The organism is Pseudomonas putida (assembly GCF_028682635.1).
GTDB lineage: Bacteria > Pseudomonadota > Gammaproteobacteria > Pseudomonadales > Pseudomonadaceae > Aquipseudomonas > Aquipseudomonas putida_AE.
In genome coordinates, this window is sequence record NZ_JANHLK010000041.1 from 18206 (window position 1) to 40825 (window position 22620).

The following is a 22620-nucleotide window of genomic DNA, read 5'->3' on the forward strand; positions in this document are numbered from 1 at the left end:
CCAGGTTTTTTTTCAGCAGCCACTTCAGTGTGGAGGGACAAGTCATGCTTCAAGTCAACGTCACCCGCAAAGCAGACGAAGCCGAAGGCATCTGCAGTTTCGAATTATGTGCCGCGGACGGCAGCACGCTACCGGTGTTCGAAGCCGGTGCCCACATCGACGTTCACATTGCCGACGGCCTCACCCGGCAGTACTCCTTGTGCAACGATCCGAAGGAGCGCCATCGCTACCTGATCAGCGTGCTCAAGGACCCGAACTCCCGTGGCGGCTCCAAAGCCATGCACGAGCAGGTACGGTCAGGGCAAACGCTGACCATCAGTGCTCCGCGCAACCTTTTCCCGCTGGAGCACTCAGCCCGCCGACACCTGTTGTTTGGCGGTGGCATCGGCATCACGCCCATGCTGGCCATGGCCTATGAGCTTTCGCACCAGGGCGCCGATTTCGAGTTGCATTACTGCTTTCGATCCAGCGACCGCGCGGCGTTCGTTGCGCTGCTGGCGCAGACGCCTTTCGCCGATCGCATCAAGCTTCACGACGACAGCGGCTCGCCCATCCAGAAGCTGGATGCACCCGCCTTGCTCGCCACACCCGACGCCGGCACCCACCTTTATGTGTGCGGACCGGGCGGTTTCATGAACTACATCCTCGACGCTGTGCAGAACGCGGGCTGGTCGCAGGACCGCGTACACAAAGAGTTCTTCGCCGCAGAACCTGTCGATCAAAGCGCCAATGCCCCCTTCGAAGTCGAGCTGGCACGCAGCGGCCAGGTTTTTCAGATTCCTGCCGAACGTACGGTGTTCGAAGTGCTGGACGAGGCCGGCATAACAATCGAGTCATCCTGCGAGCAAGGCGTCTGCGGTACCTGCGTAACCCGGGTTCTGAAGGGCATACCCGAGCACCGGGACCAGTTTCTGACAGTGGCTGAACAGGCCGCCAACGACCGCTTTACCCCCTGCTGCTCTCGCGCCAGATCATCGCGCCTGGTGCTGGATCTCTGAATCGAACAACAACATGAAACCTGGAGAACACCCATGAACATCCAGTCGCTTGCCGAAGAAATTGCAGCGCCGGCCTTGCCTGACTTTCCCCTGAACCAGTGGTACGTCGCTGCGCTGGGTTGGGAGTTGAAGGACAAACCCGTGGGCCGCACGCTGCTCAACAAGCCTGTCGTGCTGTTTCGCAAACCCAGCGGCGAGGTCGCCGCGCTGGAAGACCGCTGCTGCCACAGGGCACTGCCATTATCGAGCGGCACACTCGAAGAATCCGGCATTCGTTGCGGCTACCATGGCCTGCTGTACGATGAACGCGGAAAATGCGTCGAGATCCCTGGCCAGGACAAGATTCCGAGCAAGGCCAAAGTACCCGCCTACCACGTGCGTGAGCAGGACCAGATCGTCTGGATCTGGTTTGGCAGCGAGTCACAATCGGAGCCGACCTGCGAGCCGCCGACCTACCCTGTCCACAGCAGCGGCAAGTACCTGTTCGACGGCAACGTTTACCACTACGACGCGCCTTACCAGCTGATTCACGACAACCTGATGGACTTGAGCCATCTGGGTTATGTCCACCTGCGCACCATCGGCGGCAACGCCAGCATCCACATGAATGCGCGGATGAGTGTGGAAAGTGAAGGCGATGTGGTGCGGGTCGTGCGCCACATGCCGGACTCCGTTCCACCGCCCACGTACACGGCCGCCTACCCGTTCAAAGGCACCGTGGACCGCTGGCAGGAAATCGAATTTCACGTCAGCCATCTGCGCATCTGGACCGGAGCGGTAAATGCCGGTACCGAGGACCTGGACGACCCCGATCGCGGTGGTTTCCATATGCGCGGATTCCACGGGGTCACACCCGAGACTGCAACCACCAGTCACTACTTCTGGACCATTGCCACCAACCCCGAAAGCGATCCGGAAGCCATCAAGGCCAAGGTGGTTGAGCAAACGATATTGACCTTCGATGAGGACAAGGTGGTGATCGAAGACCAGTACCGGAACATGTGCCGGTTTGGCGTGCGCCCGATGATCGACATCCATGTCGATGCCGGTGCCAATCGCGCCCGCCGCATCATCGAGCAACTGCGCCAATCCACTTCCAGAAGTACCCAGCGCACGCGTACCGATTAAGAGTGCGTGCGCATTTTCCGGGCCCTTGCATGCTCCACTGACCCACAAAAACAAGAAGGTATCGACATGTACTCACTGCAATCCCTGCTTTGGCGGGGTGGTTTCGGCTGCCCGTCGTTCATACCCACTGTCTATCCACAGCTTCGGAGCCTGACGCCATGAGCCAGTCGATAGGGCAACAGCTGGACGAAAACCCATGGTCAGCTTCCAGTGGGGCGTGATTGCGCTCTGCTTTCTGATCAACATGCTCGATGGCTTCGATGTATTGGTGATGGCGTTCACCGCCGCTTCCATTTCCGCCGACTGGGGCCTGAGCGGCACTCACCTCGGCTACCTGCTCAGCGCCGGGCTGGTCGGCATGGCGATTGGCTCGCTGTTTATCGCGCCCTGGGCCGACCGCATCGGGCGACGGCCGCTGATCCTGCTGTGTGTCGGCATTGCCGGGCTGGGCATGCTGGCGTCATCCAGGGCGACCTCACCGGAAATGCTCGCCGTATTGCGCCTGATCACCGGACTTGGCATCGGTGGCATCCTGGCCAGCAGCTACGTCATCGCCGGGGAGTACGCCAACAAGAAGTGGCGCAGCCTGGCCATCAGCCTGCAATCCACGGCCTATGCACTGGGCGCCACGATCGGCGGCCTCATCGCGGCGCAGATCATCCCGTCCCTGGGCTGGCGTTCGGTGTTCTTTTACGGTGGCGTAGCGACGCTGCTGACCCTGCCCATCCTTGCATTCTGGTTGCCCGAGTCACTGGCTTTCCTGCTGTCTCGCCAACCCCGGCGTGCGCTGGAACGTATCAATATCCTGCTCAAACGCGTGGCGATCACCTCGCTCGAGCGTTTGCCCGAGGTGTTGCAGGACGCCAGGAAACCGCTACGGGCGACCTTTGCAGAACTGTTCTCGCCAGCCCTGCTGCGCTCGACCTTGCTCGTCTGGTGCGCCTTCTTCCTGGTGATGTTCGGCTTCTACTTCGTCATGAGCTGGACGCCGAGGCTGCTGGTGTCGGCCGGCCTGTCGAATACGCAGGGAATCACTGGCGGCGTGCTGCTCAACGTCGGCGGCATTCTCGGCACTTCGCTGATCGGCCTGCTGGCGGCACGCTTTCGTCTGTCCCGGGTACTGATGGCTTACCTGGTGATCAACGCGGTACTGCTGGCAATCTTCGTGAAATTCACCACCCACCTGAACCTGGCCTTCGCCCTGGTCCTGCTGATCGGCATCTTTGTGAACGGCTGCGTCGCCGGGCTCTATGCCCTGACCCCAAGCATCTACAGCGCCACCCAGCGCGTCACCGGCCTGGGTACCAGTGCGTATTCGGCCGCCCGTGAGTGGGCCAACAAACCTGTGAGCTGGCTCGCCAGCGAAGAGGCCGGCACAGCTAACATCTCCTTCATCTGACACACCGCCTTCGCCGGCAAGCCGGCTCCTACAGGGGATCACCGCCAGACGCAATTCCCGGCAACACCCGACAAAACTGTAGGAGCTGGCTTGCCAGCGAAGAGGCCGGCACAGCCAACATCTCCTTCATCTGACACACCGCCTTCGCCGGCAAGCCGGCTCCTACAAGGGATCACCGCCAGACGCGATTCCCGGCAACACCCGACAAAACTGTAGGAGCTGGCTTGCCAGCGAAGAGGCCGGCACAGCCAACATCTCCATCGCCTGACACACCGCCTTCGCCGGCAAGCCGGCTCCTACAGGGATCACCGCCAGTCGCAATTCCCGGCAACACCCGACAAACCTGTAGGAGCTGGCTTGCCAGCGAAGAGGCCGGCACAGCCAACATCTCCTTCATCTGACACACCGCCTTCGCCGGCAAGCCGGCTCCTACAAGGGATCACCGCCAGACGCAAATCCCGGCAACACCCGACAACCTGTAGGAGCTGGCTTGCCAGCGAAGAGGCCGGCACAGCTAACATCTCCTTCATCTGACACACCGCCTTCGCCGGCAAGCCGGCTCCTACAAGGGATCAGCGCCAGATGCGATTCCCGGCAACACCCGACAAAACTGTAGGCGCTGGCTGCCAGCGATAGCGCCGGCACAGCTAACATCTCCATCGCCTGACCCACCACCATCGCCGGCAAGCCGGCTCCTACAGATGTGTGCACCTGCCCCTGCAGCTACTTGACTCCTGACGAAAGCGAGCAAGTCGGCGTTGGTGGTCGGCATACCGTGGGGGGTAGCCCGAGTAGGTTTTAAGCGTGCCGTTTTGCACCAGCTTGGCTGACCGTCAGGAAAAGTGTCTGCCCTCATGCATCCGTACGGGTGCATGAGGGCAACCCGGTCAATGCGGTGGGAACACCACGCCGACCCGCTCGGCATACTTCAACCAGGCAGCCTTGAGCCGTTGCACCGTCTCGGGTTGGGCGGCCGCCAGGTCGGTGGTTTCGCCGCGATCCTGGGCCAGATCGAACAATTGCCATTGCGGCGGCTGCGCGTTATCGCCAAAACCTGCCTGGGGGCGCATGCCTAGCAGTTTCAGGTTTCCCTCGCGGTAATAGGCATTGCCAAACAGCTCGCCGGCCAGGCTATCGTCAATGTGCGGGCTGCCCTTGCCGGCAAGCATCGGCAGCATGGATTTGCCGGTAATCGGGTGTTTACCTGCGTCCGTTGGCGCTTCGATACCCGCCAGCTCGAGGAAGGTCGGCGCCAGGTCATCCACCCGCGCAACCCCGCGTTCCACACCCTGGCGACGCAGTGACTTGGGCAGTTGAACGATCGCCGGCACGCTGATGCCGCCTTCTGCGGTGGTGCCTTTGAACAGGTGGAAAGGTGCCGCGCTGACTTCAGCCCAGCGCAGGCCATAGTCGATCTGCGAACCCTTCTGCCCGAGGTTGGCATAGCTATTGTCGGTGTGTGGGCCCGGTGGATAGAACTGGGCGTGGTTCTCCCCTGCCGCGCCGTTGTCCGACATGAACACGATCAGCGTGTTGTCGTACTGTCCACTTTGCCGCAGGTAATCAACCAGGCGGCCAATGTTATGGTCGAGGTTGTCGACCATGGCGGCGTAGATTTCCATCTTCCGCGCCTCGACCTTTTGCTGCTCAGGGCTCAGTTGCTCCCAGCCCGGCAGCTTGGGATTCACCGGTAGCGGCTTCGCCGGTTGGGCATCGCCCGCCATCAGGCCGAGTTTTTTCATCCGTTCGATCCGCGCCAGGCGTACGCTGTCATAGCCCTGGTCAAACCGACCTTTGTACTTGTCCAGGTACTCCTTCGGTGCTTGCAGCGGCCAGTGCGGCGAGGTGAACGCCGCGTAGGCGAAAAACGGCTTGCCGTCCTTCTGGCTGTTTTGCAGATAGCTGATCAGTGTGTCGGTGTAGAAGTCCGAGGAATAGAAATTCTCCGGCAACTCCACGGCCTTGCCGTTTTCCCGATAGTGCACTTGTTCGATCCTGGCCGGGTCGACACTGGCGGGTTTGAAGTGCGACGAACCGCCCTCCAGCAAGGTAAACGACTGCTCGAAGCCACGCTGATCCGGTCCCTGGTCCGTCTCCAGACCCAGGTGCCATTTGCCGACCATGAGGGTGCTGTAGCCGCCCTGTTTCAGCAGTTCGGCGATCGAATAGGAACGTTGGTTCAGATAGCCCTCGTAACCCGGCTTGCCCCGTTGAAAGGGTTGCAAGGCTTCCGCCATGGTGCCGAGTCCGGCGAGGTGGTTGTCCGTGCCGGACATCAGCATCGAGCGGGTGATCGAACAGGTCGGCGCGGCGTACAGGTTGGTGAACTGCAAACCATCCCTGGCCAGTTGATCCAGGGTGGGCGTATTGATTTCGCCGCCATAGCTGCCCAGGTCGGAATACCCCAGGTCATCGGCCACGATCAGCAGGATATTGGGCTTTGCCGAGTCAGCGCTGGCCGCCATGGCCAGGCTGCTACTCACTGCCAGCACGGCCGTCAGTAAGGTTTGAGGCAGACGCAAAAGAGGCATGTGTTCTCTCTTATTGTGTTGATCGAGGAGGGTTTCCAGCGCGGCTTACTCTTCGAAGATCGCCACCGCGCGAACAAACCCCGCCGAAGCATGCTTGATCTTGTAGGGGAAACACGACACCAGAAATCCACTGGCCGGCAAGGATTCCAGGTTGGCGAGCTTTTCCATTTGCCCATAACCGATATCGCGCCCGGCCTTGTGCCCTTCCCAGATGATCGAGGCATCGCCGTCGGCGGCAAAACGCTCGCGGGTGTATTTGAAGGGGGCGTCCCAGCTCCAGGCATCGGTACCGACCACCCGCACCCCACGCTCCAGCAGGTACATCGTGGCTTCACGGCCGATGCCGACGCCGGCATCCAGATAACCCGGCTGGCCGAACAACGCGCCGGCACGGGTGTTGATCAGCACGATATCCAGCGGCCGCAACACGTGGCCGATACGCGCCAGCTCCGCTTCGATCTCGTCGGCGGTCACCACATGACCGTCCGCCATGTGCCGAAAGTCCAGCTTCACCCCCGGTTGCAGGCACCAATCCAGCGGCAACTCATCGATGCCAAAGGCCGGCTGACCGCCATCGGTGGTCGAGGCGTAATGCCAGGGCGCGTCCATGTGCGTGCCGCTGTGGGTGGTGATATGCAGTCGTTCGGCGGCCCAGGATTCATTGCCCGGCATCTGTTCGAGCTGCAAGCCGGGGAACATCGCCGCCATTTCCGGCCAGCCTTGCTGGTGATCCATGTAATCGATCTTCGGCAGCAACGGTGGCGGATCGGTGTAGGGGTTGTTGTCGAGGGTGACCGAGAGGTCGACGAGACGACGTTTAGGCTTGGTTGGCTGTGACATGAAAGGTCTCTCCGGTCAGCGGCAGGTGTCGGGGGGCCGCGGGGTTAAGGGCATTGCGCACCAGCGCGGCAGCATTGCGGTCATGGCTGAAGCCGGCGGCACGGGCTTGTGGGGTTTTCAGGGGGGGCATGCGCCCGAACAAGGCTTCCAGCCCGGCGTCGGGGGAAAAACTGATCAGCCTGCGGCGCTCCTGTCCATAACGCTCGGCCAGTGCGTCGATCACCTGGGCGATGGACAACTGCAACACCGGCAATTGCCAGACCCGCTGAGCCCCGAGCACGGCGCCATCGAGCTCGGCCGCGTGGATCAGGTTGTTCACACAGCAGCGCGCCGACATCCACCAGGCCGTCGCCTCTGGCGAGACCGGGCATTGATAGGCTTCACCCTCGGCAAACGCGCGCATCAGGTCGCTCATGAACGCCGACCGCAAGCCATTGGGCTCACGGGGCCGGGCGACGATGCCCGGCAGGCGCAACGCACGACCGTCGACATCACCGCGCCGGGCCAGGTCGCTCACGGCGCTTTCGACCATGGCCTTGTGCGTGCCATAGGACAATTGCGGGCGCAGCTCGGCGGCCTCGCTCATGCGTTCCGGCAGATGACCGCCGTACACCGCGACGCTGCTGGCGTACACCAGGACCGGTGGCTGGCTTTTGTTGCGCAGTTGGTTGAGCAGTTCCAGGCTGGCCAGCAGGTTGACCTGATAGCCCAGTTCGTACTGCTCTTCAGCCGCGCCTCCGGGAATGCTGACCAGATGGAACACCACGTCGATGCCGTCGGCCAACACCCGGCGCATCAGTGCGGGATCGGTCACGCTGCCGAAATGACGGCGCAGACGGGCGTCATCCGGCAAACCCTGCAAGTCCCTGTCCAGCACCAACAACGAACCAATGTGCTGGCCGCGCAAACTGCCCCGCGCCAGCAGGCAACGCACCAGCTCTCGTCCGACAAAACCATTGGCTCCGGTAATCAACACTCGCATAGAGCGCCCCTCAGCCCTGGGCCTGAACGACACGTTGATCGATCGCGCCGAACAACGACTGGCCATCGTTATCCAGGACGTCCATGTGCACGCGGTCGCCAAAGCGCATGAAGCCGGTTTGCGCGGCGCCCTGCTCGATCATCTCGATGGCGCGACGCTCGGCGATGCAGGCCGACCCGGCACTGCGTTCGGCATTCGACACGGTGCCGGAACCGATCAGGGTGCCAGCGCCCAACCGGCGAGTCAGCGCGGCATGGGCGATCAACTGGCCAAAGTTGAAATTCATCTGGCCGCCGTGGGGCTGACCGAACCATTGGCCATTCCAGTGCACCTGCAACGGCAGGTGCACGCGACCGTCGCGCCAGGCGTCACCCAATTCGTCCGGGGTAATGGCCAGCGGGGCGAAGCTGGACGAGGGTTTGGCCTGCAGGAACCCGAAGCCGGTGCGCATTTCCCGGGGGGCCAGGGCGCGCAAACTGACGTCGTTGATTTGCAGGATCAGCTTGATGTGCTGCAGCGCCTGTTGCGCGTCGCAGCCCATCGACACCTCATCCACCAGCACGACGAATTCGCCTTCGAAGTCGATGCCCTGGCTCTCGCTCGGCAACGCGATGTCGTCGCGCGGGCCGATGAAATCGTCACCGGCGCCCTGGTACATCAACGGTGTGTGTTCGACGCCGTCGATGGGGTCGAGGTTGAACGCTTTCTGCATCAGCGCACCGTGGCTGAGGAAAGCGGAGCCGTCGCACCACTGATAGGCGCGGGGCAACGGCGCCATGGCCTGGGCGGGATCGAATGCGAAAGCGTCTGCCGCTGTGCCCGCATTCAACTCACTCGACAGCGCCTGCAAGCGCGGCTCGACGCTGCTCCAGTTCTCGATGGCCTGCTGCAAGGTCGGCGCCACGGAACTTGCATCCAGGGCCCACGCGAGATCCCGCGAGACCACGACGAGCTGTCCATCACGACTGGCGTTTTTCAGGGTGGCGAGTTTCATGCGGATGCTCCTTGGGCAGGGCTCAACTCAGCCGCGAAGCGTCCGTCGAGCAGGATGAAGACCATGCGCGCCATCGCTTCGGTGCGGTTGCTCCAGGCATGGTTGGTGCCGCGTTGCACCACGACGTCGCCGCGCTTGAGGTGCACTTCTTCCTCGTCCAGTACCAGCCACACTTCACCCTCGGTGACGATGCCGTAGTCGAGGGTTTCGGTGCGGTGCATCAACTTGTGCCGGGAGTCGGCTTTGCCCGTGCCAGCGTGGGATTGGCCAATTTCGGCGAACACTGCCGCGGCACTTTCAACGCTGACCTGGTCCTGCACGCTGTCCGGTGGAATATCCACCACCCGAATCACGCTACCCAGGGGGCCGGGGCTCAGTTGCAGGGGTTTGCTGCTGGGATCACTGGCGTTGTCGAGCAACGCCGGGCTGGTGCTGCTGTTCCACAGTTCATGAAACACCGTGCCCGGTACCGACGCCAGCGGGAACACGTTCGGCGTCGGCCCGTTGCTGGCGACGATGGCCTGGCCATGTTCATCGTGCCCGGTGACCACTCGTTTGAATTCAGGAAGCGTTTGCATGGGAAATCCTCGTTCACTTTCCGTCGCCGGTGGTGGTGCCACCGACAACAACATTCGCGTGGGGCAACAGGCCACCGAGCCGAGGTACGGCCAGGCAGAACACTGCCACCAACAGTTGCAGGCCACCGACAATGGCCAACGCATGGGGTAGCGCAGTGACGACGCCACCGGTCACTCCGAGCACCACCAGGGGGCTGATGAATTCGCCGGCGAAGATGGCCGCGGTAAAACACCCGGCCGCCCGCCCGCGTTGATGAAAATTGACTTGCGCCATGATCCAGGTGATCAACGTCGGCAGCATCAGGCCAATGCCCAGGCCATTGATGGTCACGGCGACCACGACCTGCACATGGGTCAAGGCGTCCGCCATCAGCAACCCGCCGCTGCCCGCCAGCACGTAGGCGATCAGCAGCATGTGCTGCCCACGCATCCCGCTGAACAGGCGAAAACTCAACGCGCCAATGAGCACGCCCAGTTGATTGGCGCCCATGGTCATGCCGATCTGTTGCGGGGCATCCACGTGCAGCAGGTTGAGCAGGTATCCGGCCTGCACCGGTACGATAAACAGGCTCAAACCCGCCAACAGCGACAGCCCATACAGGGGCGTGAGCGCGCGCCACGGAAACTGGCCGGCGGGCAGCGGCTGGGTGGTTGGTCCGGGTTGCGTAGCGGCCTGTGGCTCCCACAGTTTCCAGGCCATCAGCGGCAGGAAAACCAGGCCCACGGCGTACAGCGCAAAGGGCGTGCGCCAGTCGTTTTGCCCGAGGAAGCCACCCAGCGCGATAAACACCGCCGCCGACAACGAGGTGGCGACCATCTGCAAGGCAAACAGGCGCTCACGCCGGGCGCCGCTGTAGTAGTCGCCCATCAGCGTGGTGCAGCAGGTCATGATGCCCGCCTCGGCCAGACCGATGCCCGCACGGCTGAGCACGATCGCCGGCAGCGAGTCGAGCCACAGCGGCAGCACGCCGCAGAGCACGTACAGCGACATGCTGGCCAGCAGCAACGGCTTGCGCCCCAGGCGATCGGCGATCAGCCCGGCGAACGGCGCCAGCAGGGCAATCACCAAGGCCGGCAAGGTCAACACCACAGGCACCAGTACGCTGCTGCCGGGCACGTCGGCGAAATGCGCCTGCATCCGCGGCAGTACCGGGGCCAGCAGTACCGCGCCCAGCACCGGCAGACAACTGCCCAGCAGCAACAACAGCGATTGCACCCATCCGGCCTTTCGGGTGGAGTTTTCTACAAAGGCGTTAGCGACCATGGCACTGCTCCTTGATGCGCAGGTGTGGAACGTTGGCTACCACCGCCGTCTCGGAACCCGCGCCATTACGCACCGTCGCTGGCCCCTGCGCCTCGCTACGCGCGGGCAGCAGGAAGTACGCCAGCGCAGGCAGCAATACCAAGGCGCCAACCATGTTCCAGACGAACATGAAGGCCAGCAGCACGCCCATGTCGGCCTGGAACTTGATCGGTGAAAACGTCCAGGTCGCGACACCGATGGCCAGGGTGATGCCGGTCAGCATCACCACCTTGCCGGTGGACACCAGGGCGCGGTAATAGGCTTCGGACAGGCTCGCTCCCTGGCGCAGATGGCCCAGGAGGATGCTCATCACGTACAGCGCATAGTCGACGCCGATGCCGACGCCCAGGGCGATGACCGGCAGCGTGGCGACTTTCACACCGATGTTCAGCCAGACCATCAAGGCTTCGCAGAGGATGGAAGTGAGCATCAGCGGAATCACCGCGCACAGCGTCGCGCGCCAGGAGCGGAAGGTGATCAGGCACAGCAGGATCACCGCGCCGTAGACCCAGACAAGCATCTCGCGGTTGGCCTGCTTGACCACGATATTGGTCGCCGCCTCGATGCCGGCGTTACCCGCGGCCAGGAGGAATTGCACCTCGTCGGTATTATTCGCCGCGGCGAATTTTTCCACGTGCTCGACCAGGCGGGTCAGCGTCTCGGCCTTGTGGTCGGTGAGGTAGGCATACAAGGTCAACAGGCTGCAGTCTTCGTTGTACAAGCCGCGCGGTGCACTGGCGGTGATCATGTTGAGCATCGCCTGGTTGTTCTGCAGCTCGTACCACTTGGGGTTGCCTTCACTGAGGCCGACCAGCATGCGCCGGTTGAGCAACGCCAGCGAGTTGGTCGAGTCCACCCCCGGCAAGGCGCGCAGTTGCCAGTCCAGGGCATCGACCTTGGCCAGGATGTCATAGCGCGCACAGCTGCTGGCCGGGGTTTTCACCATCACCGCGAACAGGTCGCTGCTGGCGCCGTAATGACGGGTCAGGTAGGCATCGTCCTGGTTGTAGCGCGAGTCCGCACGCAGCTCCGGCGCACCGGCGTCGAGGTCGCCGATTTTCAGTTGCAGGCTGACCACAAAACCCAGCGCCGCCAGCGCCAGGCTGATGGCGATGCACAGGCTGGCCCAGCGACGATGGGTGAACAGGTCGAGAAAACGCCAGAAGGCATGGCGCGTCTGACCGCTTTGTTCGGCCTGTTCGCTCTTCAGGCTCAGTTGCGCCGCACGCGGTGTCACACCGACATAGGAGAGCAACACCGGCAGCAGGATCAGGTTGGTGAAGATCAACACTGCCACGCCGATGCTGGCGATCACCGCGAGGTCTTGAATGACCTGGATCTTGATCAGCATCAGCACCGCAAAACCCACGGCATCACACAGCAGCGCCGTGAGGCCGGCGAGGAACAGCCGGCGGAAAGTGAATCGCGCCGCCACCACCCTGTGCATGCCCCGGCCGATGTCCTGCATGATGCCGTTCATTTTCTGCGCGCCGTGGCTCATGCCGATGGCAAACACCAGGAACGGCACCAGCACCGAGTACGGGTCCAGTTGGTAGTCCAGCAAGGGCAGCAAACCGAGCTGCCAGACCACCGCCACCAGCGAGCACAGCACCACCAGCACGGTGCTGCGCAGGCAGCGGGTGTACCAGAACAGCACGGCGGTGGTGATCAGGATCGCGACGGCAAAGAACAGCAGGATCTGCTTCAGGCCGGCAATCAGGTCGCCGACTTTTTTCGCGAAACCGGTGATGTGAATGTCGATGTTGGCGTTTTGATAAGTGCTGCGCAGGGTCTCCAGCTGTTCAGAAAGCACCGCGTAATCCAGCGGCTTGCCGTCGGTCGTGGCGGCCAGCAACGGCACGTAGATGATGCTCGAGGTCTGGTCGAACGCCACCAGTTGCCCGAGTTCATTGGAGCGCTGCACATTGCGCCGCAGTGCTTCGAGGTTGGCGGTGCTGCCGCTGTAGTCATCCGGAATTACCGGACCGCCGTCGAGGCCGTCTTCGGTCACGGCGACCCAGCGCGTGGCCGGAGTCCACAGCGACTTCATGTACGCCCGGTCAACGCCTGGCAGCAGGTAGAGTTGGTCGCTCAGGGCCTGCAGGGTTTTCAGGTATTCGGCGTCGTAGATATCGCCGTGACGGTTGGCGACCACGATGCGCAAGGCATTGCCCAGGCCGGTGAGCTGTTTCTGGTGCTCAAGGTAGTTGGCAATGTACGGTTGCTGCGTGGGGATCATCTTTTCAAAGCTGGCGTTGAGCTCGATACGGGTGGCTTGATAGCCGAGCACCAGGGTGGTCAGCACACACACCAACAGCACCCACAGGCGGTGGTTGAACAGCGTGCGTTCCACCACCGAACCGGAGCGCGGATCGAAATTCGCCAAGCTGGCCGTGGCGTTGTCGAAAGACTTCATAACCTCACTCCGAAGCGGTAGCGATTGACGGCGAGATGCGCGTCAACCCGGTGAAACCCGCCAGCGTCAGGCTGCCGTCGGCGGCCTGGACAACACTGGCGACGGGCTTGTCGAGCGGTTTGCCATAGGGCTTGAGCAATGCGCCGGGCTGGCTGTTGGTGCGAAACAGGGCGCCGCTCTGGTTGACCAGCAGCAACTGCCCGTCATCGGTGCGGATCGCATCGCTGAACGACACCGGCATAGTCACCGGCGCGGGCTGGAAGCTCTCGCCCAGGTCGCTGGAGGCAAACGCGTTGCCCTTCAAGCCAGCCACCAGCAGCACACCGTCATCGCGCATTTGCAGGGTGAAAAAACTTCCCGCGTAAGGGCTTTGCAGCTGGGTGAATGACTGGCTGGCATCGTTCGAGCGAGCGAGGTAACCCTGCTCGCCGGCCAGGAACCAGTGCGTTCCCTGTTGCGCGATGGCAGACAAGTGCGCGCCCATCGGGTTATCGATTTGCCCCATGACGGATTGCCAGGTGGTGCCGCCGTCGTCGGTGCGAAAGGCCAGGCCGTACGCTCCCACGATCAGGCCATGCCGGGCATCGACGAACTGTAGGGCGAGAAACGGCTTGTCGGCACCCTCGCCGGCCAGCCGTTCAGCCGTTTGCACCCGCGCGGCGGCGGCATCCTGGTCGCTGGCCGAAGGCAATTGCGCTTTGGCGGCGTCCAGCTCAAGTTGTGCCGCACGCAGGCCGTCCAGCTGCATGGTCCAGTGCTCGCCCCCGTCACGAGAGGCCAGCACGACACCGCCATGACCCACGGCCCAGCCTGTGTTGGCATCGACAAATTGCACCGACGTCAGGCTGACCGAAACCGGCACCTCGGCCTGCCGCCAACTCATGCCGTTGTCATCGGACAGCAGCACGATACCCCGCTCCCCTACCGCCACCAGCCGCGCACCCGCACGGGCCAGGTCCAGCAGCACCGCGGACTTGGCTTGCGGCGCCTGCATGGCCGGCGTAGAGAGCGCATCGCCCACCGCGGCGGCCTGTACCAGGCTCAACGGCAATGCCAGAGGCAGCGCCACAAGCCACATCAGTCGACCAACCACCTGACAGAATCTGTTCATACCAACCTCGAAAAACCGTTTGAAACCGGATCACGCCAGGCTAGCCGCGATCCGGTCTGACTCAGCGAACCCCGGCACCCGCCATCGCCGCCGGCGAGAACTCGGAGGCCCTGTAGCGATCCACCATGCCGTACTGCTCAGGCAGGCCGGTGTAGACGTTCTGGATGAACCAGGCGCCGGAGGTCAGGTCGTAGAAGCCCGAGGACAGTTGCGCTTGCGCAGGCAGGTCCGGCATCACCGCCGGCAACGACCACAGGGTCTTGGCCAGTTGGCCGTTGGCGTCCCAGCGGTCGCCCAGCATGGCTTGCCAGGTGTCTTCATCGAGGTAGTAACGGCCCTTCGGCAACTGGTGACGCTTGCCCGGTGCCAGGTCGGCCTCGACCACCCAGACCCGGTGCAATTCCCAACGCACGTAATCGGGGTTCATGTGGTGGGGCAGGAACAGGTCTTCAGGTTTGGCGGCGGCTTGCACTTTGTTGGTGTTGTAGGGGATGTACATCTCCTGCTTGCCCACCAGCTTCCAGTTGAAGCGGTCCATGCGGCCCTGGAACACGCTCAATTCGTCGAATGACATCACCCCGGCGGTCGCCGGTGTCGGCGTATCGCAGCAGGCATTCGGCAGCTTGCGCACACGACGTTGCCCGGTCAGGTAAACGTGGGCCTGGGACAGGTCGCCGTTGATGTTGGTGCGGCCCATGATCTGCTCGCCGGCACGCAACGGTGGCCCGACGTTGAGCAGGCGGAACAGCCAGTAGTCACCGGCAAACGACTCAGGCGTGCCTTCCTTGTAGTAATACGGCATCTCCTGGATGGCCTGGCCGTCGGTGGTCATGACCTGCTTGCCATCGGCGGTCATCAGGTAGTGACGGAAATGCATCGACACCGAGGTGCCGCGCCAGTTGAGCACGTGGTTCCACATGGCTTCGGCACCGTTCTGCGGGATCGGGAACGGGATGCCGCCAAAGGCGCCTTCGGGCACGGGGCCGGCGCTGCTGTCGACCAGTTTGGCGCGGGTGGCGTTTTTCAGGGTGTTGTCATACACCCACTGCGGCGCGGCGGCGGTGCGCCGGGTCGGGTAGACGTCGATGCGATAGGAGTCCGGGAAACGCTTGAACATTTCCTTGGTGCCATCGCTGAGTTTGCCGGCGTATTGCGCGAGGTTTTTCGAGGTGATGCTGAACAGCGGCTTGTCCGCGGCGAACGGATCGGAACGCTTGCCGCCTTCCTTGTACGAAGGATCGACCTTGGTGTAGCCACCGTCCCAGGCGGGGATGGAGCCGTCGGCATTGCCGGCGCGCTCGGCGCCGAAAGGCGTGAGGTTTTTCGACAGTTTGGCGGCATCTTCCGCTGTCGCCGCCAGCGTCAGCTGGCTGCACAGAGCCAGGCTACCGAGCAGTGCAAAGCCCAGGGCCTTGAGGGTGAAGGCTGCGGTTTTCTTGTTGTGGGTCATGCGCAAGTCCTCTTAAAACGTGGTCTTGACGGAGAAAGCCAGGTAGTCCCGGTCTTTCAGCGATTGCTTGTAATTGAACTGGCTGGCGGCGTTGAGGTTGGTGTCCTCGGCGCCGTAGTAATGCGTGTAGGTCAGGCCGGCGGTGACGCGATCCAGGTAGGTGGCGGTGATGCCGATGTTCATGTCGCCGCCGTTGTCCGGGCCGAAGGAGCTGACCACCGCCGATTTGCCCAGGGGGAAGTAGCTGAGGCCGACCGGGATACTGATGTCGATGCCGGAGAAGAACTGGCGGTAGGTCGGGGTGTAGACCACCTTGAAGCCGAGGCCGTCGTCGGTGGCATTGGGGTCGAGGGCGGCACGGTTTTTGGTGACGCTGAGCAGGCGGTTCCAGGCGATCTCACCGACCAGCCCCGATTCCCTGGCCAGGAAGTTCGGCCCGAACGAAGCCAGCACGTTGAGGTTGACGTGGGCGGTACGGCCAACCGCGTAGAGGGCGTCGTCATCGTTGTCGGCGACCACGCCGGGCAGGACGGTCTGGCCGTTGGAAACCAGCGGCATGTTCCAGCGCATCGAGGCTTCACCGGCGAAGCTGTACTCATCAACGGTGGTGGAGAAACTGGCACCAAAGGCGCGAATGTCTTCCGGGTACACCCAGTAGTACTCGCCGATCTGGCCGGTACTGAAGTTCGGTGTGCCGGTGGACGGCTTGAGGTACAGCTTGGGGGTCTTGTCGTGGTACTGGATCGCGTACAGGCCGTACTCGACCGTTTCCGCGCTGTACTTCAACTGCAGGCCGCCCTGCCCCGAACTTTTCGCTTCCTTGTCATTGCCATGGAAGAACGCCGCCGGGCTGGCGGGATTGCCACCGAGGAACGGAGGAAACGGCGCACCCACGATCAGGCGTTCGTTGCCTTCACCAATGGTGTCGCTGGTGGAGAAGTAACTGCCGGCACCGGGCAGGCGGGTCTCTTCCCATTCCAGCTGGTAGAAGGCACCGAGCGACACGTCGTCGGTCAGTTGGAAGGTGCCCGACAGTTGATTGACCGGGCGGGTGATTTCCTTGAACTGGGTGTTGGGTACCGACTGCGCTTTCACAACGTCGACCGGCGCCATGCCACCGGCAATGCCGTTGGCCCCGAAGAACAGGCTCTCGCCCCAGATCAAGCCGTGGCGACCGGCACGCACGGACGTGGCGTGGTCGGCCAGCGCGCCGTTCCAGTACACGAACGCATCGAGCAATTCGCCTTTACCGCCATGCACATGGCGGGTGTCGTCGGTGAACTCGTCGTAGGCCACGGAACGGGCGTTGGCCCGTGCCGGGTCGTCGTTATCGTTGTCCTGCTGGTATTCGGTGTCGTACCAGGCGGCGCCACTGAGGCGCGCGCCGACGTCCTTGAACGACATGTCCAGCTCGGAAAGGATGTCCGTGCGGTTGGAGATCAGGCCCTTCTTGAAGGCCCGGTCGCCGTCGTCCTGGTTGAGTGCCACCTGGCCCTCACTCAGTTTGCTGCTGGGATCCTGCGTGCGCCAGGCGGCGCTGTACTTCACGGTGTTATCCCAGCGCAGGTTGAAATCCGGATTGCCGGTATCCACCGAAAAGGCATGGGCCGCCTGGCTGCACAGCACCAACGCCGCGGCCAGGGTGAAACCAAAGGGTGCAGAGGTGCTGACCGGGCGGCGCGCAAGCGTCGCAGTCGTGGAACTAACCATCGCGTTAACCTCTTGTTTTTATAGTGGTAACTGCTGTGGGGTGAATCAGATGGGCTCGGCTGTCAGCGCGAGCATCTGCTTGACCAGGCCGATGCGGTCGAACTCACGGTCGTGCTGCATTTCCTTGTCGCCGGCCAGCACCGAGCTTTCGCTGATGAACTTGCAGCGCTCGAAACGGCGCGCCATGAAGCGCTGCAGCTGTTGCTCGACGCTGCCGTCGCGGGTCAGTTCTTCACTGAGCACGATGGCATCTTCAATCGCCATGCCGGCCCCCTGGCCGAGGTGCGGCGTGGTCGCGTGGGCGGCGTCGCCGATCAACAGGACGCGGCCGCGGTACCAGGACTCGTCGACGAAGACCACTTCCATCGGCTTGTAGACCACCTGGCTGCTGTCGGTGATTTGCTCACGCAGTTCGCCGATGAGGCCGGTGAAACCCTGCAGGCGCTGGCGCATCTGCTCGGCCAGCGTCGCCGGGTCCATCCATGGGTTGGACGGTTCGTGGGACGTGAGGAACAGGTACATCAGGTCACCGGCCAGCGGCACCAGGCCGGCGTTGCCTTCGGCACTCTGGTAGTTGGCGAGGTGATCGATCTGCGGGTCACGCGGGAAGTTGTAGCGCCACACCGACTGGCCGGTGAAACGCGGGGTGTAGGTGTCGCCGAAGATCAAGTCGCGAACTCTGGAGAACAGACCGTCGGCGCCGACCACCAGGTCGTACACAGCGCTACTGCCATCGGTGAATAGAACATCGACGCTGTCGCCCGTGTCGTTCAAGGACTCCACGCTGAGACCCAGGCGGACTTGCGCGCCCAGTTCCAGCGCCGTTTCGCTGAGGACCTTGTGCAGCGCCAGGCGTGAAATGCCGACGTTGGCCGGGTACGCAGGCCCTGCCAGTCGTTGACCCGGGATGCGCGCCAGTTGCTGGCCGGCCGGGCCATAGATGGCGACGTCTTCAAAGGCATACGCCGCATCGAGATACCCATCCAGCACACCCAGCTTGGCCATCTCGCGGACCACGTTGCTTTGCTGGATGATCCCGACGCCGTACACCGTCCACTCTGACTTGAGCTCGATCAGATCGACCTCAATGCCCTTGCGCCGCAGTGCGATGGCCGCGCACAAACCACCAATGCCACCGCCCACGATCAGAACTTTGTTCACTGCACTCATGGTTTTCTCACTTGTTATTCTTGTGATTCGATGCAGCGTCGGGCACTGCGTCGTTGGGTCCAGCTTCCGGTCAAACCAGGGATTTGACTAATCGCGAGTAGGGATGCGATGTATCTGCAAACGCGATACCTCAAAACGGGGAGACGCGCTTTCAATGCCGGGCATTTACAGCACCAGCCACCCCTCCTCCACCCGCCACGCCAGCGCCTCCAGCTTCTGGCCAAGACAGGGGCCGTAGACGCATTCGCCGGTACTCGGCAGAAACTGCGCACCGTGGGCGTAACAGACGATCAACTGGCCGTCGGCTGATAAAAAACGGTCCTTGCGGTACTCCAGGCGCACGTCCAGATGCGGGCAACTGTTGCGATAAATCCGCACCTGGCCGTCGTGCACCAAGGCAAAGACACTGTCTTTACCGCGCTGCAATGGATCGAATCCGCGCGCCTGCCCTTCCACCAGTTCGTCCATCAGGCACAGGTAAAAATCCCGTTGGCTCATGGCAGACACCCGTGTTCAACCCTGTTTGGGTGGCGGGCCGCCGGGTGCCCATTTCGCCTTCGAATTGAACAGGAACAGCTGCGAGTTATCCGCCGACAACGGCGCGCGCCGGGCCTCCCAGGCGTCATCGTGCTTGTCCATGTCGGCGTCGTATTCAATGTGGCAACCCAGTGGACTGTTGAAGTACCAGAACCAGTTGGAGCCAAAGAGGTGACGGCCCGGGCCCCAGAAACTGGTCCAGCCCTTTTGCTCGAAGCGGGTGCCGGCCAACAGCACTTCGGTGCCGCTGCCCATGTGAAAGGTGAAATGCTCGCAGCCCTTCATGTGCGGCGGGGTCTGGATCATGAACAGGCAATGGTGATCATCGGAACCTGCGGGGCGCATGAACGGCCCGGCGCCGATAAAGGTGTCGGTGGTCCGAAAGCCCAGGCGCTCGGCGTAGAACGCTTCGGCCTTGGCCGCGTCGGGGACGAAATACACCACGTGGGACAAGGTGCGGGGCACCGCGCTCATGTCGAGGGTGATGCCAGGCTGGTTCAGCGGGCGCTGCGGCGCATGGCCGGCGGCGTTGGTCAGGTCGTCCGGGGCGTCGTACGCCTTGCGCACGGTGACCTGGAAAGCGATCGCAAAACCCATGTCGTCGACGCTGTGCAGCACGCCGTTCTCCCGGGAGACCTGGCGATCCCGCGCCAACTCGTCCTCGATGGCGTCGAGGTCCGCCACGCTGGCAACGCCGTAGACGGTTTCGCGAATCGACGGCGCCGGGCCGATGGCCGCTGGCAGGGTCGGATCGTCCGCACGGCGGATGATCACGGCCGTGCCGTCCAGTGCTTCAAAACGCCCGCCATCGCTATCGACGTCAACCGGCGCAAGGCCGTAGTCACGCAGGCAATCGGTACAGGCTTGGATGTCATCGACGCCAAAGATCAGGGCATCAAGGCCAATGATGTTCATGGCTTACCACTCCATTGAAATTATGATCCGGAGACTGCTCGACCAGGCCGTTCAGCTGCGCATGGAATCCGGAGGTGGTGTCGGCCAGAGGTCCGACTGCGGCGAAGAGTGACGTGCGGTTTGGCAGCTGACTAATCGCGAGTGGGGATGCGACCTATCGGCAAACGCGATACCTGAAGGCGCAGGATGAAGGCGTGAAGACGGGGTTGACGGGACGATCAATTCACCGGAATGTATCGTGAAAATAAATACAACAGCGGACATGCCTGATGCGTTTCAACCACCTGGATCTCAATCTGCTGGTGGCACTCGATGTATTGCTCGAAGAGCAGAACATCACCCGTGCCGCCGAACGCCTGCACATGACGCAGTCCGCAACCAGTGGCGTGCTCGGGCGTCTGCGCAGCTATTTCGAAGACGAACTGCTGGTGCAGGTGGGGCGCAAGATGCAGCCCACGCCCTACGCCCAGGAGCTGGCCAAACCGATCCGCGAAGTGCTGCTGACGATTCAATCCTCGATCACCGCCAAGCCGGTGTTCGACCCCACCACCAGCAAGCGCCACTTCCGCCTGGTGACCTCGGATTACCTGATCAGCGTGCTGTTTGCCCAGGTGATCCAGAAGATCCATCAGGAAGCGCCGAACATCACGTTCGAGATGCTCGGCCCCGGCGACAACTCCGGCGAGTTGCTGATTCGCGGCGAGGTCGACCTGATGATCGTGCCTGAGCGCTACATCATCGACGGCCATCCCCACAAGCTGCTGTTCGAGGAAGAACACGTCTGCGTGGTGTGGGCTGGCAATACCCAGGTCGGCGACAGCCTGACCCTTGAGCAGTACATGGACATGGGCCACGTTTCCGTCGGTTTTGGTCGCACCCGGCACTTGAGCATCGAAGAGTGGTTCATGAACCAGTACGGTTTCAACCGCCGCATCGAAGTGATCACCAACGACTTCAACACCCTGCCGCAACTGGTCGTCGGCACCCAACGCATCGCCACCATGCACCAGCGCCTGGCGCGGTTGTATGCCCAGCACCTGCCGCTGCGTATCCTCAATCCGCCGGTGAAGATTCCGGTCATGCGCGAAGTCATGCTCTGGCACCGCAGCGTGGACGGTGACCCGATGCACCGCTGGCTGCGCGAGCGCATCAGCGAATTCATCCAGCACCTGGAACAGGATCCTATCGCCGCTCGCGATACCTCGCATCCCGAGTCACGATTGGTCAATTAGCCGGGCCGTCCTTAACGTGCCTTGAACGCTCAAGGCAACCACAAGGACAACAACAATCATGTTCCGTTATTTCCCGACCAATTACGTGTGGAATCTCTCAGTCAACCTGGCCATCGAGATGGGCGCCCGCATCGGCGAAATCGAAGAGATGTGCGCGCCACTGCAGGAAGCCGCCCAGCAGCCCGACGCCGCGGGCACCAAGGCGTTTCGCGAAACCTGGGCAAAGATGGCCGACAAACTCTGCGGCCTGGCCGAGGAAGACGAAGGCAATGGCCGGCTGCTGTCCGCCGGTGAGAAATACAACCGTGCCGCCACCTATTACCTGACCTGCGAACGCTTGCAGGCCCATGGCGCGCCGGGCCGTACCGAGTTGTACCAGCGTTTTTTGCAGACTTTCAAACGCGGTATCGAACTGTCGCGGGAGAACTGCGAGCGCGTTGAAATCCCCTACGAGGGCAAACATATTTCCGGCTTGCTGGTGCGTGCCGAAGGTGTGAGCGGCCCGGCGCCGATCCTGGTGCAGGTCAACGGACTGGATTCGACCAAGGAAATGAAATACCGCGTCGGCCTGCCGGCCTGGCTGGCAAAACGCGGCGTCTCGTCGTTGATCATCGACCAGCCCGGCACCGGTGAAGCACTGCGCCTGCACAACCTGATTGCCCGCTACGACAGCGAGCACTGGGCCAGCCGCGTGGTCGACTGGCTGGAAACCCGCAGCGACGTGGATGCCAAGCGTATCGGCCTGGAGGGTGTTTCCCTCGGCGGCTATTACTGCCCGCGCGCCGTGGCCTTCGAGCCACGGTTTGCCTGCGGTGTGGTGTGGGGGGCGAACCATGACTGGCGCGATGTGCAAAAGCGTCGCCTGGAAAAAGAAGGCAGCTTCCCCGTACCGCACTATTGGGCGCACGTGCAGTGGGTGTGGGGTGCAAAAGATATGGAGGAGTTCATGGCCATTGCCGAAAACGTCCACCTGGACGGCGTGCTGGATCGGATCAAGGTGCCGTTCCTGGTGACCCACGGTGAAAAGGATTCGCAGATCCCGCTGAAGTGGGCACAACGTACTTACGAGCAACTGGTCAACAGCCCCAAACGTGAACTGAAGATCTTTACCGAACGCGAAGGTGGTGTGCAGCATTCGAGCTTTGACAACAGTATCAACGCGGGTCAGTACATCGCCGACTGGGTTACCGAAAACCTGGGTGGCCATACGGCTTGACCGGCCCCGTCAAACTTGCCGCGATGGCGGCATAACGGCCACCACCGAATCGCCAGCAAGCCGGCTCCTACGGATTTGTGTCGCACCCAACTATCCGCATGCAGCCCAAG

At 62.4% G+C, this 22620-nt stretch carries 17 protein-coding genes and 2 pseudogenes; 5 read left to right on the forward strand and 14 right to left on the reverse strand.

Annotation, left to right across the window (positions count from 1 at the left end; translation table 11 throughout):
- Window positions 1-44: 44 nt before the first annotated feature.
- The 3 genes and pseudogenes from NPS56_RS28995 to NPS56_RS29005 all read left to right on the forward strand — a co-directional run.
- Window positions 45-998, forward strand: coding sequence for a PDR/VanB family oxidoreductase (locus NPS56_RS28995; protein WP_274077829.1), 954 nt, complete (start codon window positions 45-47; stop codon window positions 996-998).
- 33 nt (window positions 999-1031) lie between these two features.
- Window positions 1032-2126: an aromatic ring-hydroxylating dioxygenase subunit alpha gene (locus NPS56_RS29000; protein ID WP_274077830.1), complete on the forward strand. Its 1095-nt coding sequence runs from the start codon at window positions 1032-1034 to the stop codon at window positions 2124-2126.
- Between the two features lie 158 nt (window positions 2127-2284).
- Window positions 2285-3429, forward strand: a pseudogene (locus tag NPS56_RS29005) (MFS transporter); the annotation flags it as partial.
- Window positions 3430-4258: 829 nt separating this feature from the next.
- On the opposite strand, the pseudogene NPS56_RS31485 reads toward NPS56_RS29005, so the two are convergent.
- The 14 genes and pseudogenes from NPS56_RS31485 to NPS56_RS29070 form a co-directional block, all read right to left on the reverse strand.
- Window positions 4259-4355: pseudogene (locus NPS56_RS31485) on the reverse strand (alpha/beta fold hydrolase); the annotation flags it as partial.
- Window positions 4356-4412: 57 nt separating this feature from the next.
- Window positions 4413-6056 carry an arylsulfatase gene (locus NPS56_RS29010; RefSeq protein WP_274077831.1) on the reverse strand — a complete coding sequence of 548 codons (1644 nt, stop codon included), beginning with the start codon at window positions 6054-6056 and terminating at the stop codon, window positions 4413-4415.
- Window positions 6057-6101: 45 nt separating this feature from the next.
- Window positions 6102-6896 carry a cyclase family protein gene (locus NPS56_RS29015; RefSeq protein WP_274077832.1) on the reverse strand — a complete coding sequence of 265 codons (795 nt, stop codon included), beginning with the start codon at window positions 6894-6896 and terminating at the stop codon, window positions 6102-6104.
- Window positions 6874-7878: an NAD-dependent epimerase/dehydratase family protein gene (locus NPS56_RS29020; RefSeq protein WP_274077833.1), complete on the reverse strand. Its 1005-nt coding sequence runs from the start codon at window positions 7876-7878 to the stop codon at window positions 6874-6876. The genes NPS56_RS29015 and NPS56_RS29020 overlap by 23 nt, the downstream gene beginning before the upstream one ends.
- A gap of 10 nt (window positions 7879-7888) precedes the next feature.
- A complete protein-coding gene (locus NPS56_RS29025) occupies window positions 7889-8872 on the reverse strand; it encodes a fumarylacetoacetate hydrolase family protein (RefSeq protein ID WP_274077834.1) in 984 nt (327 codons plus the stop codon).
- Window positions 8869-9450 carry a cupin domain-containing protein gene (locus tag NPS56_RS29030; protein WP_274077835.1) on the reverse strand — a complete coding sequence of 194 codons (582 nt, stop codon included), beginning with the start codon at window positions 9448-9450 and terminating at the stop codon, window positions 8869-8871. Before NPS56_RS29030 ends, NPS56_RS29025 begins: the two co-directional genes overlap by 4 nt.
- Window positions 9451-9463: 13 nt before the next feature.
- Window positions 9464-10714: an MFS transporter gene (locus NPS56_RS29035; RefSeq protein ID WP_274077836.1), complete on the reverse strand. Its 1251-nt coding sequence runs from the start codon at window positions 10712-10714 to the stop codon at window positions 9464-9466.
- Window positions 10704-13169, reverse strand: coding sequence for an efflux RND transporter permease subunit (locus NPS56_RS29040; protein ID WP_274077837.1), 2466 nt, complete (start codon window positions 13167-13169; stop codon window positions 10704-10706). The genes NPS56_RS29035 and NPS56_RS29040 overlap by 11 nt, the downstream gene beginning before the upstream one ends.
- Window positions 13170-13173: 4 nt before the next feature.
- Window positions 13174-14280 (reverse strand): WD40/YVTN/BNR-like repeat-containing protein, encoded by a 1107-nt coding sequence (locus NPS56_RS29045; RefSeq protein WP_274077838.1) that lies wholly within the window; start codon window positions 14278-14280, stop codon window positions 13174-13176.
- 61 nt (window positions 14281-14341) lie between these two features.
- Entirely contained in the window at window positions 14342-15730 is a 1389-nt protein-coding gene (locus NPS56_RS29050) for a DUF1329 domain-containing protein (protein WP_274077839.1), read from the reverse strand.
- 12 nt (window positions 15731-15742) lie between these two features.
- A complete protein-coding gene (locus NPS56_RS29055; RefSeq protein ID WP_274077840.1) occupies window positions 15743-17440 on the reverse strand; it encodes a DUF1302 domain-containing protein in 1698 nt (565 codons plus the stop codon).
- Between the two features lie 45 nt (window positions 17441-17485).
- Window positions 17486-18610, reverse strand: a complete 1125-nt coding sequence (locus NPS56_RS29060; protein ID WP_274077841.1) for an FAD-dependent oxidoreductase — start codon at window positions 18608-18610, stop codon at window positions 17486-17488.
- A 165-nt stretch (window positions 18611-18775) separates the two neighbouring features.
- Window positions 18776-19108, reverse strand: coding sequence for a Rieske (2Fe-2S) protein (locus NPS56_RS29065; RefSeq protein ID WP_274077842.1), 333 nt, complete (start codon window positions 19106-19108; stop codon window positions 18776-18778).
- Window positions 19109-19123: 15 nt separating this feature from the next.
- Window positions 19124-20062: a VOC family protein gene (locus NPS56_RS29070; protein ID WP_274077843.1), complete on the reverse strand. Its 939-nt coding sequence runs from the start codon at window positions 20060-20062 to the stop codon at window positions 19124-19126.
- A 269-nt stretch (window positions 20063-20331) separates the two neighbouring features.
- On the opposite strand from NPS56_RS29070, the gene NPS56_RS29075 reads away from it, so the two are divergent.
- Complete coding sequence (locus tag NPS56_RS29075; RefSeq protein WP_274077844.1) at window positions 20332-21294, forward strand: LysR family transcriptional regulator; 963 nt, start codon at window positions 20332-20334, stop codon at window positions 21292-21294.
- A 58-nt stretch (window positions 21295-21352) separates the two neighbouring features.
- The gene (locus NPS56_RS29080; protein WP_274077845.1) at window positions 21353-22510 is read left to right on the forward strand and encodes an alpha/beta hydrolase family protein; all 1158 of its coding nucleotides are present in this window, start codon (window positions 21353-21355) and stop codon (window positions 22508-22510) included.
- Window positions 22511-22620: the final 110 nt, after the last annotated feature.